The 16,609-nt window shown below is 71.5% G+C and carries 15 protein-coding genes; 7 read left to right on the top strand and 8 right to left on the bottom strand.

Features of this window, described 5'->3' with window-relative positions; all coding sequences use genetic code 11:
• From scpA to JWQ91_RS03040, 3 genes are all read left to right on the top strand, one after another.
• Nucleotides 1–1,698: methylmalonyl-CoA mutase (gene scpA / locus JWQ91_RS03030; RefSeq protein ID WP_297780653.1), on the top strand; the 1,698-nt coding region annotated here is incomplete at its 5' end.
• Nucleotides 1,698–2,669, top strand: coding sequence for a methylmalonyl Co-A mutase-associated GTPase MeaB (gene meaB, locus JWQ91_RS03035; RefSeq protein WP_297780656.1), 972 nt, complete (start codon nt 1,698–1,700; stop codon nt 2,667–2,669). The genes scpA and meaB, both read left to right, overlap by 1 nt.
• Nucleotides 2,670–2,914: 245 nt before the next feature.
• Entirely contained in the window at nt 2,915–3,706 is a 792-nt protein-coding gene (locus JWQ91_RS03040; RefSeq protein ID WP_297780659.1) for a transglutaminase family protein, read from the top strand.
• A gap of 16 nt (nt 3,707–3,722) precedes the next feature.
• Here the strand turns inward: JWQ91_RS03040 and JWQ91_RS03045 are convergent, their stop codons facing one another.
• The 3 genes from JWQ91_RS03045 to JWQ91_RS03055 all read right to left on the bottom strand — a co-directional run bounded on the left by JWQ91_RS03045 (nt 3,723) and on the right by JWQ91_RS03055 (nt 7,963).
• Nucleotides 3,723–4,367 (bottom strand): NAD(P)-binding domain-containing protein, encoded by a 645-nt coding sequence (locus JWQ91_RS03045; RefSeq protein WP_297780662.1) that lies wholly within the window; start codon nt 4,365–4,367, stop codon nt 3,723–3,725.
• 377 nt (nt 4,368–4,744) lie between these two features.
• Entirely contained in the window at nt 4,745–6,829 is a 2,085-nt protein-coding gene (locus JWQ91_RS03050; RefSeq protein WP_297780664.1) for an acyltransferase family protein, read from the bottom strand.
• A gap of 27 nt (nt 6,830–6,856) precedes the next feature.
• Nucleotides 6,857–7,963, bottom strand: coding sequence for a citrate synthase 2 (locus JWQ91_RS03055; RefSeq protein ID WP_297780667.1), 1,107 nt, complete (start codon nt 7,961–7,963; stop codon nt 6,857–6,859).
• A 36-nt stretch (nt 7,964–7,999) separates the two neighbouring features.
• Here JWQ91_RS03055 and pdxH point away from each other — a divergent pair, with 36 nt between their 5' ends.
• Nucleotides 8,000–8,644 (top strand): pyridoxamine 5'-phosphate oxidase, encoded by a 645-nt coding sequence (gene pdxH / locus JWQ91_RS03060; RefSeq protein WP_297780669.1) that lies wholly within the window; start codon nt 8,000–8,002, stop codon nt 8,642–8,644.
• A gap of 94 nt (nt 8,645–8,738) precedes the next feature.
• On the top strand, nt 8,739–9,413 hold the full coding sequence (locus JWQ91_RS03065; protein WP_297780672.1) for a DedA family protein: 675 nt from the start codon (nt 8,739–8,741) through the stop codon (nt 9,411–9,413).
• 2 nt (nt 9,414–9,415) lie between these two features.
• Here JWQ91_RS03065 and JWQ91_RS03070 read toward each other — a convergent pair whose 3' ends face one another.
• The 3 genes from JWQ91_RS03070 to JWQ91_RS03080 are packed head-to-tail and all read right to left on the bottom strand — an operon-like array spanning nt 9,416 to nt 13,091.
• Nucleotides 9,416–10,996 carry an MFS transporter gene (locus JWQ91_RS03070; RefSeq protein ID WP_297780675.1) on the bottom strand — a complete coding sequence of 527 codons (1,581 nt, stop codon included), beginning with the start codon at nt 10,994–10,996 and terminating at the stop codon, nt 9,416–9,418.
• A 24-nt stretch (nt 10,997–11,020) separates the two neighbouring features.
• Complete coding sequence (locus JWQ91_RS03075; protein ID WP_297780678.1) at nt 11,021–11,728, bottom strand: hypothetical protein; 708 nt, start codon at nt 11,726–11,728, stop codon at nt 11,021–11,023.
• Nucleotides 11,729–11,744: 16 nt separating this feature from the next.
• Nucleotides 11,745–13,091 (bottom strand): deoxyribodipyrimidine photo-lyase, encoded by a 1,347-nt coding sequence (locus JWQ91_RS03080; protein WP_297780681.1) that lies wholly within the window; start codon nt 13,089–13,091, stop codon nt 11,745–11,747.
• Between the two features lie 55 nt (nt 13,092–13,146).
• Here JWQ91_RS03080 and JWQ91_RS03085 point away from each other — a divergent pair, with 55 nt between their 5' ends.
• The gene (locus JWQ91_RS03085) at nt 13,147–13,836 is read left to right on the top strand and encodes a metal-dependent transcriptional regulator (RefSeq protein ID WP_297780683.1); all 690 of its coding nucleotides are present in this window, start codon (nt 13,147–13,149) and stop codon (nt 13,834–13,836) included.
• A gap of 35 nt (nt 13,837–13,871) precedes the next feature.
• On the opposite strand, the gene JWQ91_RS03090 is transcribed toward JWQ91_RS03085, so the two are convergent.
• Together JWQ91_RS03090 and JWQ91_RS03095 are read right to left on the bottom strand one after the other, a co-directional pair.
• Nucleotides 13,872–14,675: a DUF1295 domain-containing protein gene (locus JWQ91_RS03090; RefSeq protein ID WP_297780685.1), complete on the bottom strand. Its 804-nt coding sequence runs from the start codon at nt 14,673–14,675 to the stop codon at nt 13,872–13,874.
• Nucleotides 14,672–16,000: a cyclopropane-fatty-acyl-phospholipid synthase family protein gene (locus JWQ91_RS03095; RefSeq protein WP_297780687.1), complete on the bottom strand. Its 1,329-nt coding sequence runs from the start codon at nt 15,998–16,000 to the stop codon at nt 14,672–14,674. The genes JWQ91_RS03090 and JWQ91_RS03095 overlap by 4 nt, the downstream gene beginning before the upstream one ends.
• Before the next feature lie 67 nt (nt 16,001–16,067).
• Here JWQ91_RS03095 and JWQ91_RS03100 point away from each other — a divergent pair, with 67 nt between their 5' ends.
• On the top strand, nt 16,068–16,529 hold the full coding sequence (locus JWQ91_RS03100) for a PGPGW domain-containing protein (RefSeq protein WP_297780689.1): 462 nt from the start codon (nt 16,068–16,070) through the stop codon (nt 16,527–16,529).
• Nucleotides 16,530–16,609 lie beyond the last annotated feature (80 nt).

The raw sequence follows: 16,609 nt of genomic DNA on the forward strand, positions 1-16,609 counted from the left end.
ACGATGAACGGCGCCGTCCTGCCGGTGCTCGCGCTGTACATCGTCGCGGCGGAGGAGCAGGGCGTGCCGCCCGAGAAGCTCTCCGGGACCATCCAGAACGACATCCTCAAGGAGTTCATGGTCCGCACCACCTACATCTACCCGCCGGCACCGTCGATGCGGATCATCTCGGACATCTTCGCGTACACCGCGCAGAAGATGCCCCGGTTCAACTCGATCTCGATCTCCGGCTACCACATCCAGGAGGCCGGGGCGACGAACGACCTCGAGCTCGCCTACACGCTGGCCGACGGCGTCGAGTACATCCGCGCGGGCCTGGACGTGGGCCTGGACATCGACGCGTTCGCGCCGCGACTGAGCTTCTTCTGGGCCATCGGGATGAACTTCTACATGGAGGTCGCGAAGCTCCGTGCCGCCCGCGCGCTGTGGGCCCAGCTCGTCGCCGACTTCAAGCCCCAGAACCCCAAGTCGCTGAGCCTGCGCACCCACAGCCAGACCTCGGGCTGGTCGCTGACGGCGCAGGACGTCTACAACAACGTCGGCCGCACCGCGATCGAGGCGATGGCGGCGACGCAGGGGCACACCCAGTCGCTGCACACCAACGCCCTCGACGAGGCCATCGCGCTGCCGACCGACTTCAGCGCCCGCATCGCCCGCAACACCCAGCTGCTGCTGCAGCAGGAGACCGGCACGACCGACATCATCGATCCGTGGGGCGGCTCCTACTACGTCGAGAAGCTGACCCACGACCTCGCCAACCGGGCCTGGGCCCACATCCAGGAGGTCGAGAAGGCCGGCGGCATGTCCAAGGCCATCGAGGCCGGCATCCCCAAGATGCGCATCGAGGAGGCGGCGGCCCGCACGCAGGCCCGGATCGACGCCGGCACGCAGGCCGTCATCGGCGTCAACACCTACCGGCTGCCCGACGAGGACCCGCTCGACGTGCTCAAGGTCGACAACAAGGCGGTGTACGCCTCGCAGATCGCCAAGCTCGAGCGGCTGCGCGCCGAGCGCAACCAGGACGACGTCGACGCCGCCCTCGCCGCCCTGACCAGGAGCGCCGAGCGTGGCTCCGCCAGCGACGGCTCGCTGGACGACAACCTGCTGACCCTGGCGGTCAACGCCGCGCGTGCCAAGGCCACGGTCGGCGAGATCTCCGACGCGCTGGAGAAGGTCTACGGGCGCCACCAGGCCGTCATCCGTACGATCTCAGGTGTGTACCGCACCGAGGCCGGACAGGCCGGCAACGTCGCCCAGGTCATCGCGGCGACCGAGGAGTTCGAGAAGGCCGAGGGCCGCCGCCCGCGCATCCTGGTCGCCAAGATGGGCCAGGACGGGCACGACCGCGGCCAGAAGGTCATCGTGACGGCGTTCGCCGACATGGGCTTCGACGTCGACGTCGGCCCGCTGTTCTCGACGCCCGAGGAGGTCGCCCAGCAGGCGATCGACGCCGACGTGCACATCGTCGGCGTCTCGAGCCTCGCGGCGGGCCACCTCACGCTGCTGCCGGCGCTCAAGGCGTCGCTGGCCGAGCTGGGACGTCCCGACATCATGGTCGTCATCGGCGGGGTCATCCCGCCCGACGACGTGCCGACGCTGCTCGAGATGGGCGCCGCCGCGGTCTTCCCGCCCGGCACCGTCATCGCCGACTCGGCGCTGGACCTCCTGGACAAGCTGCGCACGGCGTCCGCCGGCTGATGGTCGACGTCTCTGACCTGTCCGACGACGTCCGGGTGGGCAAGCGGGCCGCGATCTCGCGGGCCATCACGCTGGTCGAGTCGAGCCGGGCCGACCACCGGGCCGAGGCGCGCGAGCTGCTCGGGATCCTGACCCCCGAGGCCGGGGGAGCCATCCGGGTCGGGATCTCGGGTGTCCCGGGAGTCGGCAAGTCGACGTTCATCGAGGCCCTGGGCAGCCACCTGATCGAGGAGGGCCACCGGGTCGGTGTGCTCGCGGTCGACCCGTCCAGCGTACGCACGGGAGGCTCGGTCCTCGGCGACAAGACTCGTATGTCGACGCTCGCGGTCAGCCCCGACGCGTACATCCGGCCCTCGCCCAGCGCCGGAACGCTCGGCGGGGTCGCCCGCGCCACGAGCCAGGCCATGACGATCCTCGAGGCGGCCGGCTACGACGTGATTCTCGTCGAGACCGTCGGTGTGGGGCAGTCCGAGATCACGGTCGCGGGGATGGTCGACACGTTCCTGTTTTTGACCATCGCCCGCACGGGTGACCAGCTCCAGGGCATCAAGAAGGGCATCCTGGAGATCGCCGACGTCGTCGCGGTCAACAAGGCCGACGGCGACCGGGCCCAGGAGGCCGAGGTGACGGCCAAGGATCTCGCCGGCGCGCTGCGGCTCGTGCACGCCGGCACGCAGGGCTGGGTCCCGCCGGTGCTGACCTGCTCGGCGCTCGACGGCACCGGGATCGACACGGTGTGGAGCCGGATCATCCGGCACCGCGAGTTCCTCGGCACCCGCGGGCTGCGCGAGAAGCGGGCCCAGCAGCAGCTCGACTTCACCTGGGCGCTGGTCCGCGACGAGCTCGACCAGCGGCTGCGCAGCGATCCCAGCGTCGCCGCCGTCCGGGCCGAGATCCGCGAGGCCGTGCTGTCGGGCGAGATGCCGGCCGCCACCGCCGCCGACCAGATCCTCGCCGCCTACGACTCCTGACCCCCCGCGATCCGCGAGTGGCGGAAAGCGATCCGCGAGTGGCGGAAAGTGCAGTTCTTGGGACGGCGTGTCGTCCACTTCTGCGCCACTCGCGGGATGGTCTGCGCCACTCGCGCTACTGCGTGATCCGCGGTGCACCTTCCCGCACCCGGCCAGCAGCAGTCCGACGCCGTGACAGTAGGGGACCGGTCAGCGTCACACCCGCTCGGCTGGGGCGATCCGTCCCGCTGTGACAGGATCGGGAAGTGAAGCGAACCGTCTCGGCCCACCTCCAGCTCCACCTCCACGGCGAGGCCGACCTGATCTTCTCGATCGCGGTCGCCGAGCGCGAGGGCGTGAGCGAGAAGCTCGAGATCACCTCCGGCGGGACGAGGCTCGAGGCGCAGGAGATCGTGGGTCGCCACGGCACTCGCCTGCACCGGCTGACCGGACCGGTCGGGCCCATGGTGATCGACTACTCCGCGGAGATCACGGGGCAGGCCGAGCCCGCCCCGATCGAGCAGCTCGACATCATCGAGTACCGCCGGCCGAGCCGCTACTGCGAGTCCGACACGCTCTTCGCGACCGCGCAGTCGGAGTTCGCCGGGGTCCACGGCAAGGAGCTCCTCGACGCCGTGAGCTCGTGGGTGGGGGACAAGCTGACGTACGTCCCAGGGGCCAGCCAGCCGACCGACGGTGCCGTTGCGACGATGCTGGCGCGCAAGGGGGTCTGCCGCGACTACGCGCACCTCGTCGTGGCGCTGCTGCGCTCGCTCGACGTCCCGGCCCGCCTCGCCTCGGTCTACGCCCCGGGCCTCTTTCCGATGGACTTCCACGCCGTCGCGGAGGCGTACGTCGAGGGGTCCTGGCGGGTCGTCGACGCGACCGCGCTGGCGCCCCGCAGCAGCCTGGTGCGGATCGCGACGGGGCAGGACGCCTCCGAGACGGCGTTCCTGTCGCAGCACGGTGCCGCCGTCGACCTGCGGTGGATGGCCGTGACGGCCGTCGTCGACGCGCTGCCGGGCGACGACCTGACCGAGCTCGTCTCGCTGCGCTGACCCGCCGGCGTCGGACTCAGCCCCGACGCCGGGCGGCGTCGGTCGCCTCGCGCAGCTCGGCCGACGTCAGCCGAGGTCCGTAGCCCGGGGTGTCGGGCTGGATGCGCCAGCCCTCGGCCAGCGGGCCGAGGTCCACGACGTCGAAGCCGATCTCGTCGATGAATGCCGCGACCGCCGCCTTCGCGGCCGCATCGTCACCGGCGATGCTCAGGGCGCGACGACCGGCGGATCCGGTCGGCTGCGCGTGCTCGGTGATGTGCGCGGAACCGATGTGGTTGAACGCCTTGACGACGTGCGACCCCGGCAGGTGGGCCTGCAGCAGCTCCGAGCTCGTCGTGGACTCGTCGTCGAGTGAGTCGACGTGGCCGTCGCGCTGCGGGTAGTAGTTGTTGGTGTCGATGACCGTCGTGCCGGCCAGCGGCTCGACCGGGACCGAGTCGATCGCCTTGAGGGGGATCGTGACCACCGCGAGATCGGCGGCTGCGGCGGCCTCGGCGGGGGTCGCGGCGCGGGCCGACGGGCCCAGCTCGGCGGCCAGGTCCTGCAAGGTCTCGGGTCCGCGTGAGTTGCTGATGACGACGTCGTGGCCGGCCGCGACGGCGGCGCGGGCGATCTGGCTGCCGATGTGGCCGGCGCCGATGAGTCCGATGGTGTGGGTCATGCAGTCCTCAACGCCCGGCGTCGCGGCATATTCCTCCTCGGGGATGGCCTGCCTCGGTGGGACCATGGACATCTAGTCCCAAATAACTATGTGTCGAGCAAATGTCAAGACTGCACTTGTCGGCAGTTATTGGTTACTGTCTTTCACAGATGCACTGACGCGCGAGCGTTGTGGGCCGGCCGTCTCGGGGGGATGGCCGGCCTCCTCTTTTTCCTGGGAACAGGAGGGGTTACCGGACGTCGAGCCGGGCGTACGTCGACGGTCCCGTCGTGAGGGTGTCCCAGCCGCCGATGCGCCAGCTCGGCCGCCCTGGTGGCGCAGTGCCGGTCGAGGACGAAGCGGACCGCGGCGCACGCGGCGGCGCGGGCCGGTCCGCCTCAGCCGGTGCGGGGTTCCAGCAGGTCGAGGGCGACCATCCGCTGGTACAGGTACGGCGCGAGGGTCCGCATGAAGGTGAACGTGGGGTGCGACGTGTCGCGATAGACGTTGACCCCGCCGATCACGGCCGGACAGGTGCCGCCGCGACAGTAGAAGTCGGTCAGGTCGATGCTCGCGCCGTTGTCGGTCACGCGGGCCGCGTCGGGCATCGCGTCGTCGAACCGGAGACCGTGCGCGCGGGTGAACGAGCAGCTGTCGGGCGTGATGGGCCGCGTCTGCGCGAGGCACGTGTTGGGGTCGCGCCCCGGGTCGGGGTTGTCGCGCAGCGCGAGCACCGGGATCCCCTTCCGGCCCATCGAGCTCCACGTGGCGGAGAAGGCCTTGACCCGGGCGGCGTGGCTCCCGCTCTGGTACTTCGCCCGCCCGGTGGTGACGACGAGGTCGATCGACGGCGCCTGCGCCTCGAGCCACCGGGCGAGCTTGTGCCGCCAGGTCGTGCAGCTCTCGACCCGCAGCGTGTCCTCGTCCTCCAGGGGGATCGAGGTCCAGGCGCAGCTGCTCTTGAGCTGCGCCGTCAGGGTGATCTGTCGGTTCTTGGCCAGCTCTACGAAGATCGGCAGGTACGAGCGCAGGTGCGAGTCGCCGACCAGGACGACGTGCGGCAGGGACGTGTCGCTGACGTCGCCGAACGAGCAGTCGGTGCTGAGGTCGGGCGTGCCCGGGCCGGCGAAGCACCCGGGGTAGGCGTCGTCCTCCTCCCGTCCCGCGGCCTCGGGTGCCGGCACCAGGGTGCCGACCAGGTCGGGGTTGGTGCACGGATGGTCGGGGTCCATCGCCGCGGCGCCGAAGCAGGCGGGCTGGTTGGCGTTGAGCCTCTTGGTGACCGCCTCGGCCCGGTCGGCGGCGGCCCCGGCGATCGAGGACCCGACCAGGCTCGTGGTCACGAGAGCCGTGGCCGCGACACCGGCGAGCGCGAACGTGACGCCGCTGCGCCGCAGGCCGAAGGAGCCGGCGACACGGACCGGGTCCTCGACGTAGCGCTTCGTCAGCACGGAGAGGGCGATCGTGCCGGCCAGGATGCCGATCCGTGACCACAGCCCGAGCTCGTGGCCCAGCACGAACGGGAGGACGACGATGGGTGCCCAGTGCCACAGGTACATCGAGTACGAGATGTCGCCCAGCACCTGCACGGGGCGCAGCCGGATCAGGGGGGCGGGGGACACGGGGCCGCTGGGCGTACCGGCCACGATGACGGCCATGGCCGCCGCGACCGGCAGCAGCGCGGCGACGCCGGGAAATGCGGTCGACGAGGAGAAGGCGAACGCGCACCATGCCAGCGCGAGCAGCCCGCCCCACGACACCAAGGCCATCGAGGTCCCCGGCTCGCGGCGGGCTCCGCGCGTCCCCGGCGCACGCCGGGTCGTCCAGAGGGCGAGGAGCGCGCCGGCGCCGAACTCCCACGCGCGCGTCGGCGTCACGAAGTAGGCGGCTGCGGGGTTGTGGTCCGTGAGGTACAGCGAGTACGCCAGGCTGGCGAGCGTCACGCCCCCCAGGACGAGGGTCAGCGCCCGGCGGCTGGAGATCCGGGAGGTCAGTCCGGCGAGGGCGACCGCCGCGACCACCAGCACCGGCCAGAAGAGGTAGAACTGCTCCTCGACCGACAGCGTCCAGAAGTGCTGGGCGACGCTCGGCGCGTTGTCCGAGGCCAGGTAGTCGACGGCGTCGGACGCCAGCACCCAGTTCTGCGCGTAGAGCGCCGAGCCGACGATCTCCCGGAAGTTCTGCGCCCACGCGATCTGCGGGACCCAGACGTACACCGCGATCGCCGAGCTCAGCAGGACGACGTACGCCGCGGGCAGGAGACGGCGCGCCCGCCGGGCCCAGAACCGGGCCAACCGGACGCGGCCGGTCGACTCGACCTCGCGCAGCAGGTGGGCCGTGATCAGGAATCCTGAGATCACGAAGAACACGTCGACGCCGACGTATCCTCCGGGCAGCCGCCCCGGCCACAGGTGGTACAGGACCACCATCAGCACCGCGACGGCCCGGAGGGCCTGCACTTCGAGGCGCAGCTCGTTCTTCACCCTCGGTAACTCAGTTGGGTGCGAGGCCTAGGCCTTGGCCCAGTCCGGGTTCCAGCCGTCGACCTCGTCGGCGCGGCGCGAGGCCGGACCGGTGTAGATCGCGGACGGACGGATCAGGCGCCCGGTGCGCTTCTGCTCCAGGATGTGCGCGCTCCAGCCGGCGGTGCGGGCGGAGGTGAACATCGCGGTGAACATGTGCGGCGGGATCTCGGCGTAGTCGAGGATGATCGCGGCCCAGAACTCGACGTTGGTCTCGAGCACGCGGTCGGGACGACGCTCCTTGAGCTCCTTGAGCGCGGCCTCCTCCAGCGCGATCGCGACCTCGGCGCGGGGGGCGTTGAGCTCCTGCGCCGTACGACGCAGCGTGCGGGCACGCGGGTCCTGCGCGCGGTAGACGCGGTGGCCGAAGCCCATGAGGCGTTCGCCGCTGTCGAGCTGCTCCTTGACGTACGCCGTGGCGTCGCCGGACTTCTCGACGGCCTCGATCATCGACAGCACGCGGGCCGGGGCGCCACCGTGCAGCGGGCCGGACATCGCGCCGACGGCTCCGGAGAGCGCAGCGGCGGCGTCGGCGCCGGTCGAGGCGATGACCCGGGCGGTGAACGTCGAGGCATTCATGCCGTGCTCGGCCGCGGAGACCCAGTAGGCGTCGATGGCCTTGACGTGGTTGGGGTTGACCTCGCCGCGCCAGCGCGTCAGGAACCGCTCCGTGATCGTCGAGCACTTGTCGATCTGCGCCTGCGGCACCATCGGCTGGCCCACGCCACGCGCGGCCTGGGCGACGTAGGAGAGGACCATGACCGCGGTGCGGGCAAGGTCCTCACGTGCCTGGACGTCGTCGATGTCGTAGAGCTGCTTCATGCCCCAGGCGGGGGCGGTCAGCGCGATGGCGCTCTGCACGTCGGCGCGGATGTCGCCGGAGTGTACGGGGATCGGGAACGGCTCGGCGGGCGGGAGGCCGGGCTCGTACGTCCCGTCGACCAGCAGGCCCCAGATCTTCTCGAAGGGAACACGCCCGACGAGGTCGTCGATGTCGACGCCGCGATAGCGAAGCGCAGAGCCTTCCTTGTCGGGTTCGGCGATCTCGCTCTCGAACGCGATGACGCCTTCCAGTCCGTGGTGCACTTCAGTCATACGCTGCATTCTGCCCTGCGCCACTACGGTAGGCACATGGAGACCCCGGATCTGGCCCGGATGCGCGAGGAGTACGCCCGTGAGGGCCTCGACGAGACGGCCGCCGGAGACGATCCGCTGGCCCTGTTCGCGCGGTGGCTGGACGACGCGGTGGACGCCCACGTGCACGAGCCCAATGCGATGGCGCTCGCGACGGCGACCCCCGAGGGACGGCCGTCGGTGCGGGTCGTCCTGCTCAAGGGCCTCGACGCGCGGGGGATGACGTTCTACACCAACTACGACTCCCGCAAGGGCCGCGAGCTGGCCGCCAACCCGTGGGCCGCGGCGACGATGCTGTGGCACCCGCTGCAGCGACAGGTCCGGGTCGAGGGTGCCGTGGCGCGGCTCGACGCGGCGGAGTCCGACGCCTACTTCGCGTCCCGCCCGCGTGGCTCGCGGATCGGTGCCGTGGCGTCGCCGCAGTCGCGTCCCGTCGCGGGCCGGCGGGACCTGGAGCGGGACTTCCGGGAGGTCGAGGAGGCGTACGCCGGCCGCGACGTCGACCGGCCGGCGGCCTGGGGCGGCTACCGGATCGCGATCGAGTCGGTCGAGTTCTGGCAGGGCCGGGTCAACCGCCTGCACGACCGGCTCCGCTACGTCCGGCAGGGCGGCGGCTGGTCGCGGGAGCGACTCGCCCCGTAGCCACGGCCCGCTCGCGGGTGCTGACGGGCAGCGTTCACGTCCCGTCCACCGGGCGGCCCGAAGCGGGACGCCTCGCCCCCGCAGCGTGAGGGGCATGACAGCAATCGTCTGGACCCTGGCGCTCGGCTTCTGCCTGGCCTTCGCGGAGTCGGGGCTGGGGCTCGGGATGGTCCTGCCCGGTGAGACTGCGGTGGTGGTGCTCGCCGCGACGATGCGCTCGACGCCGGAGATGATCGCGCTCGGCCTGGCCGTCATGGTCGGCGCGAGCCTGGGCGATCACGTGGGCTACTTCCTGGGCCGTCGTTACGGCGACTCGCTCCGCGAGACCCGGGCCGTACGCCGTCTGGGTCGGCACCACTACGACCGGGCGACCGACCTGCTCCGACGCCGCGGCGGGGCCGCGGTGCTCATGACCCGGCTCGTGCCGATCGTGCGGACCCTGACGCCGGCGGCGGCCGGGGCGTCGGGGCTGGAGTACCGCCGGTTCGCGACCGCCTCCCTGGCCGGCTCGGCGCTCTGGTCGGGCGCGTACGTCGGAGGGGGGTCGGTCGTCGCGGGGGTCAGCGCGGTGACGAGCGACTGGCTCGGCCGGGCCTGGTGGCTCGTGGTGGTGCTCGTCGCGCTGGTGGTCGTGCCGGTCCTGCTGATCCGGGCCGTCGTCGGGGTGCGCCCTGCGACCGCCGCACCGGACGTCGCGTCACTCGAGCTCGCCACCGGCGTCATGCCGCCGCGCCCGACCTCCGGGGCACTGGCCGGCGAGCGTCACTGAGCTCAGAGGATCAGCGCGCCGGCCACGACGGCCGGCAGGACGCCCAGCAGGACCCATGCCGAGACGGGGGGCAGGCCGTGGACCAGCCGGATCGCGACCAGCGCCAGCACGCCCAGCGCCGCCATCACGACGAGCAGCAGGACCGCGTCGGCCTGACGCCCGTCACCGGCGACGCTGTGCGCCACGGCGGTCAGCGCACCCAGCGGGAACGACGCGACGGCCAGGATCAGGAACGACATGACCCAACGCTGCACCTGCTCGATGCTGAGCTCCCGTCGCGGTCCGGTCACGATCCCAGCATGGCACTCAGGCGCGGTGATCCGGTAGCGGACGAACGACGGCACGGCGAGTGCCGCGACGACGACGCCGATCACGACCAGCACCCCGCCACCGGCTGCGGCGGTCGCCGCGCCGACGGACGCCGCGGTCGCGCCGTGCAGCGTGTCGGCGATCCGGGGGCCGCCGGCCACCACGACGATGAAGACCCCTTGCAGCCGCCCGCGCACCGCGTCGTCGGCCGCCGACTGCAGCATGCTGGTCCGGAACGCCGCGGACGCCATGTCGGCCGCGCCGCCGAGGACCAGCATCAGCAGGGCGATGACCAGCATCGTCGTCATCCAGTGGTCCGCGAGGGCCACCGCGACGCCGAAGCCGATCATCGACACGCCCCAGAGCGCGATGCAGACGATGACGGCGCGACCCTGCCGGTCGACCCGGGACACCCAGCCGCTGAACACGCCACCGATGACCGATCCGGCGGGGATCGCGGCGAACAGCAGCGCGAACACGATGCCACCGTTGTCGGGCCCGCCGAAGTCGAGATGGGCGATCTCGGGGAACAGCGCCCGCGGCATGCCGAAGACCATCGCGATGAGGTCGACGACGAACGACATCATCAGCACGGGCTGCGTGCGCAGGTAGGTGAATCCCTCGATGACGGCTTTGAGCCCGGGAGTCCCCGTCACGGCGTCCAGGACCGGCAGCCGGGGCAGGCGGACGACGGCGCCCAGCGTCGCGAACAGCGTGACCGTGTCGATCAGGTACATCCACTCGAAGCCGATGATCGGGATGAGGATGCCGGCGACCAGCGGTCCCGCGATCGCCCCGGCCATCGTCACCGTCATGCTCAGCGAGTTGGCGGCGGGCAGCAGGGTGTGGTCGATCAGCTTCGGCAGGATCGCGCTGCGCGTCGGCTGGTTGACCGCGAAGAACGCCTGCTGCACCGCGAACAGCGTCAGCAGCGTCCACACGTTGGTGTTGCCCAGCGCGGCCTGCAGCCAGAACAGGCCGCTGGTCACGATGAGGCCGGTCGTCGTGACGATCAGCAGCGTGCGCCGGTCGAACACGTCGGCCAGCGCCCCGCCGTACAGGCCGAACACGACGAGCGGCACCAGGCCGAACATGCCGGCCAGTCCGACGTACGCCGAGGACCCCGTGTCGGCGTAGATCTGGGCCGGGACCGCGACGACGGTCAGCTGGGCGCCGACCACCGTGACGATGTTGGCCAGCCACAACCGGCGGAAGTGCGGGTTGCGCAGGGGCCGGGTGTCGGCGAGGAGATAGGAGATCGATCGCCGGGCCACGTCAGGACAAGATACGCCCGCCGGTCAGGCGAATGTGGCGGGGTCGACCTCGATCCAGATCTGCTCCGAGCGCCCCAGCAGCTCGCCGTCGATCGTGTAGAGCGCCGTGCTGGTCATGAACTTGCGGCCGTCGTGCCGGGTCAGCTCGCCGGCCGACACGTGCGGCTCGTCGGCGCGGGGCGCCCGGACGACCTCGGCGGTCATCCGACCCAGCACCATCGTCTGCCGGGTGAAGTCCGCGGCCCAGCCGCCGGGGCAGTCGAGCGCGGCCCACGTCGTCGGCACGTCGAGGAGCCCGCCTGGTCCGGCGAAGGCCGGGTGCGGTGTCCACGGGCCGGCGGTCCGGCCGTCGCCGACGGGGCCGGTGAACAGGCGCAGCCCGTCACCCTCCTCGCGGGCGGTCCCGCACGTGAAGCACCGGTCGAACGGGTGGTGGTGGAAGCCGGGATAGGCCGCCAGCCCCGCCTGGGCCTCGGCGTCCGTCGGCCGGGCCGGAGCCTCGCCCGCGAAGCCGCCGGGTGCTGCCTCGCCGACCACGGCACCGCCGGGGGTGAGGAGCCGGACGGTGTCCCCGTCGTGCTCCCAGCTCAGCGGGACGTCCAGCGGCGGTGGCAGCCGCAGCGTCGAGGTGACGGGACCCGGACCGCCCTGCGCCGCTGCGAGCATCCCGGCGACGTAGCCACCGTTGCCGGAGTGGTCGGGTCCGTTGAACTGTCCCGGGATCGTCACCATGACGCCCAACCTATCCTCAGCGGATCGCGTCGTAGCGCCGCAGGGACTCGGCCCGCTCCTCGGCATGGTCGACCAGCGGGGGCGGGTAGTCCGCGGGCGGCTCGTCCAGCTCCCACGGGGTCTGCACGTACCGGCTCGGCACGTCGGCGAGCTCGGGGACCCAGCGGCGGACGTACTGGCCGTCCGGGTCGAACTTCTTGCCCTGCGTCATGGGGTTGAAGATGCGGAAGTACGGCGACGCGTCCGTGCCGGATCCCGCGACCCACTGCCAGCCGTGCTGGTTGGACGCGAGATCGGCGTCGACCAACCGGTCGAGGAAGTGCCGGGCCCCGTGCTGCCACTCCAGGTGCAGGTCCTTGACCAGGAAGCTCGCGACGATCATCCGCACCCGGTTGTGCATCCAGCCCTCGGCCAGGAGCTGCCGCATCCCGGCGTCGACGATCGGGATCCCGGTCATGCCCTGCTTCCACGCCTCGAGCTCCTCGCCGGGCTGGTCGTACTGCATGCGCTCGAACGCCGGGTTGTAGTAGCCGAACGCGGAGTCGGGGCGCTGGTGCAGGACGTCGGCGTAGAACTCACGGAAGGCGAGCTCGCGGGCGTACGCCTCGGCGCCCTGAGAGCGCAGCGGGGTCAGGTCGGCCAGCATCGTGCGCGGGTGGATCGTGCCCCACTTGAGGTGCACCGACATGCGCGACGTCCGGTCCGGACCGGGCAGGTCGCGGGTGTCGTCGTAGTCGGCGACGTCCTCGTCGAGGAACGCGCGCCAGCGCTCCAGCGCCGCGGCCTCGCCGACCGGGGGCAGGGTCACGCCGGGGGGTGCAGAGGCATCGGGGATCTGGTGCGTACGGCCGTCGGGCCGCAGCCACGGGACGTCGTCGGGGGTCCGGGCCGGCGCCCGCCAGCCGTGCTCCTGCCAGGCGCGGAAGAACGGGGTGAACACGCGATAGCCCGTCCCGTCGCCCTTCGTGACCCGCCCTGGCGCGACGGCGTACGGCGAACCCGTGCGGACCAGGGCGATGTCGTGCTCCGCGAGGGCCCGCTCCACGTCGGTGTCACGCTCGGCGCCGTACGGCGTGAAGTCCGCCGACACGTGCACCGAGCCGGCCCCGACCGCGCGGGCGATCCGCGCGACCTCGGTGGCCGGGGAGCCGTGCACGACGTGCAGGCCGCCGATACGGTCGGAGAAGTCGTGGAGCAGCTGCACGAGATAGGCCTGGCGCACGCTGGCCCCCGGTCCCCAGAATGTGTCGTCGAGCACCAGGAGCGGGACGACCCCGCCCGGTCCCGCCTCGATCGCCGCCAGCAACGCCGGTTGGTCGTGCAGTCGCAGGTCGGTGCGGAACCACATCACGGATGTCGCCATGACGTCCATTGTCGGTGGTGACAGGGCAACCCGCTCGCCATGGAACAATGGACGGGTGAGCGACCTGATCGACACCACAGAGATGTATCTCCGCACGGTCTACGAGCTGGAGGAAGAGGGCATCGTCCCGTTGCGCGCGCGCATCGCCGAGCGCCTTCACCAGAGTGGACCCACCGTGAGCCAGACCGTCGCCCGCATGGAGCGCGACGGGCTGCTGGCGGTCGAGGGCGACCGGCACCTCGAGCTCTCCGAGAAGGGGCGCCAGCTCGCGACCCGGGTGATGCGCAAGCACCGCCTCGCGGAGCGGCTGCTGATCGACATCATCGGCCTGGAGATCGAGTACGTCCACGAGGAGGCGTGCCGCTGGGAGCACGTCATGTCCGAGCAGGTCGAGCGTCGTCTCGTCGAGCTGCTCGAGCACCCGACCGAGTCGCCCTACGGCAACCCGATCCCGGGCCTGGAGGAGCTGGGCGAGGTCACCAACGAGGCCGTGTTCCTGACCGGCGTGCAGCCCATGACGAAGGCCGTCGCCGGCTCCGTCGAGCCGATCCGCCTGGTCGTCCGGCGCATCGCCGAGGAGCTGCAGAAGGACACCGAGGTCATGTCGGTGCTGCGCCGTGTCGGCGCCCTGCCGGGCAACGACGTGCTGGTGTCGACGGGCCACGACGGCGTCGTCGTCGCCCGCCAGGGCGAGACCGCGGAGATCGACGCCGAGGCCGCCTCCCACATCTTCGTCACCGCCTGACCCCCCACCCACGCGTCAGTGGGGGCGGCGGGGGGTCACTTCCTCGGGGGTAGGGGGATGAAGCCGCTGGTGCGGCGGACGTACTCCTCGTAGCCGGGCTTGGACTTCTTCATGCCCTTCTCGTTGAGCGAGGCGCCGGTGACCTTGGTCAGGAAGATCGTCATCGCGATCGGGCTGATGACCGTCGCGAGCCCGGCCCACGAGCCGGCGACGACGATCCAGATGCCGGCCCACACGCACGCGTCGCCGAAGTAGTTGGGGTGACGGGTGTAGCGCCACAGCCCCTGGTCCATGAGCCTGCCCTTGTTGGCGGGGTCCTTCTTGAACGCCGCGAGCTGCGCGTCGCCGACCGACTCGAAGAAGAACCCGATCGCCCAGACCAGGATGCCGAGGACCAGCAGCGGCACGCTGATGTCTTCGTTGTTGGCGCCGACCATGATGGGCGTCGCGACGAGGAACATCGCGATGCCCTGCGGCACGAACACCCGCATCAGGGCGACCTGCGCGAACGGTCGACCGTCGGCGTCCGCCAGCTCGGCGTAGCGCGGGTCCTCGGCCTGGCCGGAGTTGCGCCGGTGCAGGTGCCACGCGAGGCGTCCGCCCCACACCGCCACCATCGCCAGCAGGATCCACCGCAGCGCGGGGTCCCCGTCCCCACCCGAGGACACCAGGGCCGTCTCCGCGGCGACCAGGACGAAGCCGAGGCCCCACAACGTGTCGACGACGGTCAGCTTCTTCTGCCGCTGGGCGATCGCGAGACCCACACCCATGAAGGCGATGACGACGCCCAGCCCCCCGAGGAGGCTGGCGCCGGACTGGGACAGGTCGTTGGGGGTCATCGGTCGATCATGTCAGTGCCGGGCAGCCACGCGAGCGGCGACGACGGCATCCCGCTCACGCCGCGGGCGCTGGGCTTGACCGCGAGGATCTGGTCGACGCCCATGCGATTCTCCTCGAACGCCAGCGCCCCGCCGGCGAGGTAGAGCCGCCACACCCGTGCGTTCTCCTCCCCGATGAGCTTGACCGCGGCGTCCCAGCGGTCCTCCAGCCGCTCGGCCCACCCGGCGACGGTCTGCGGGTAGTGCTCGCGCATCGCCTGCACGTCACGGATCTCCAGGCCCGACGCGGCGATCAGGCCGATCGTCTTCGCGAGCGGCTTCATGTGCATGTCGGGGGCGATGTACGTCTCGATGAACGGCCCGCCGCCGGGTCGGTCCCCGGGGGCGTCGTTGCTGCGCGACATCTGCTGGATCAGGGCTCGGCCGCCCGGCTTGAGGTAGCGGTGGATCGAGTCGACGAACACGACGTACTCCTCGTCGCCGACGTGCTCGCCCATCTCGATCGAGGCGATCGCGTCGATGTCGTCGTCGTGGACGCCCGACGCCTCCAGGTCGCGGAAGTGGCGCAGGCTCACGTCGACCCGGTCGGCCAGCCCCCGCTCGGCCGCCCTGCCCAGGACGTAGTCCCGCTGCTCGACCGACAGCGTCACGCCCGTGACGTGGACGCCGTAGTGCTCGGCGGCGAACAGGGTCAACGATCCCCAGCCCGAGCCGATGTCCACCATCTTCATCCCCGGCCGCAGGCCGAGCTTGCGGCACACCAGGTGCAGCTTGGCGGTCTGCGCCTCCTCGAGCGTCATCCCGGGGGTGACGTGGAACCCGCTCGAGTAGGCCATGGTGGGGTCGAGGATCAGCTCGTAGAAGTCGTTCGACAGGTCGTAGTGGTGCGAGATCGCGGCCTGGTCCCGCTCCTTGCTGTGCAGCTCGCCGGTCAGGTTGGACTCGGCGTCGGGGGCGGGCGGGCGCCGGCCGACGAGCCCGAGGCGCAGCGCGAGCGCCGCAGCCCGGGCGACCTGCTTGGGACCGATCCGCGGGCGACCGGCGGCCGGGTCGGCGACCCGGGCGTCGCGCACGGCGTCCCACATCGCCCGCAGCCCGTCACCGAGGTCGCCCTCGACGTCGAGATCGCCCTGGACGTACGCCCGCGCGACCCCGAGCTCGCCGGGCTGCCACATGACATGTCGCAGGGCCCGCTTGCTGCGGATCACCACGACGGGAGCCCCCGGCACGCCGGCCTCGCTGCCGTCCCAGGCCCGCAGGCGGATCGGGAGGGTGAGGCCGAGGGAGTCCTCGACGAGCGACAGCAGGGAGGCGGCGACGTTCATGCGCCAAGTCAATCGGGGAGTCGAGGGTTACGCCATCCGAATCCGCCGGATGCGGCAGACTTGGAACATGAGCGTCGGGACCGTGTTGAGGGTTTGGTTCCAGCGCACAGGATCGGAGATCCTCGGCTGGACGCTGATCCCTGTCGGCATCGTCCTGATGCCCCTGCCCGGACCCGGCATGATCATCGTGGTGGCCGGTGTCGCGCTGCTGTCCCGCAACTACGTGTGGGCCCAGAAGCTGCTCGACCCGCTCGAGCGGCGAGCCGTCGAGGCGGCCCGCTACGGCGTCGCGACGTGGCCCCGGATCGCGCTCGGCTTCCTCGGCGGCCTGTGGCTCGCGGTGCTCGGCGTCATCTGGTGGATCAGCCCCGAGATCCCCGAGTTCGAGATCCTCAGCGTCGGCTTCGGCCCGCAGCTGCCGGCGCACGGCTGGGCCACCGCCCTGGGCCTGTGGGCCTCGGCCCTCGCGGCGTGGGGCGTGCTGGGCTACAGCGTCGTCACGTGGCGTCACCCGCACGAGTCGGAGTGACGGGGTGAGCCGGCTCGAGGGACCCGTGTTGTTCCTCCAGACGCACGGTCCCCGCCCCGAGAACGCCTGACACGACGGCG

Origin of the sequence: Aeromicrobium sp., from assembly GCF_025965075.1 — a bacterium.
In the GTDB taxonomy this organism is placed as follows: domain Bacteria; phylum Actinomycetota; class Actinomycetes; order Propionibacteriales; family Nocardioidaceae; genus Aeromicrobium.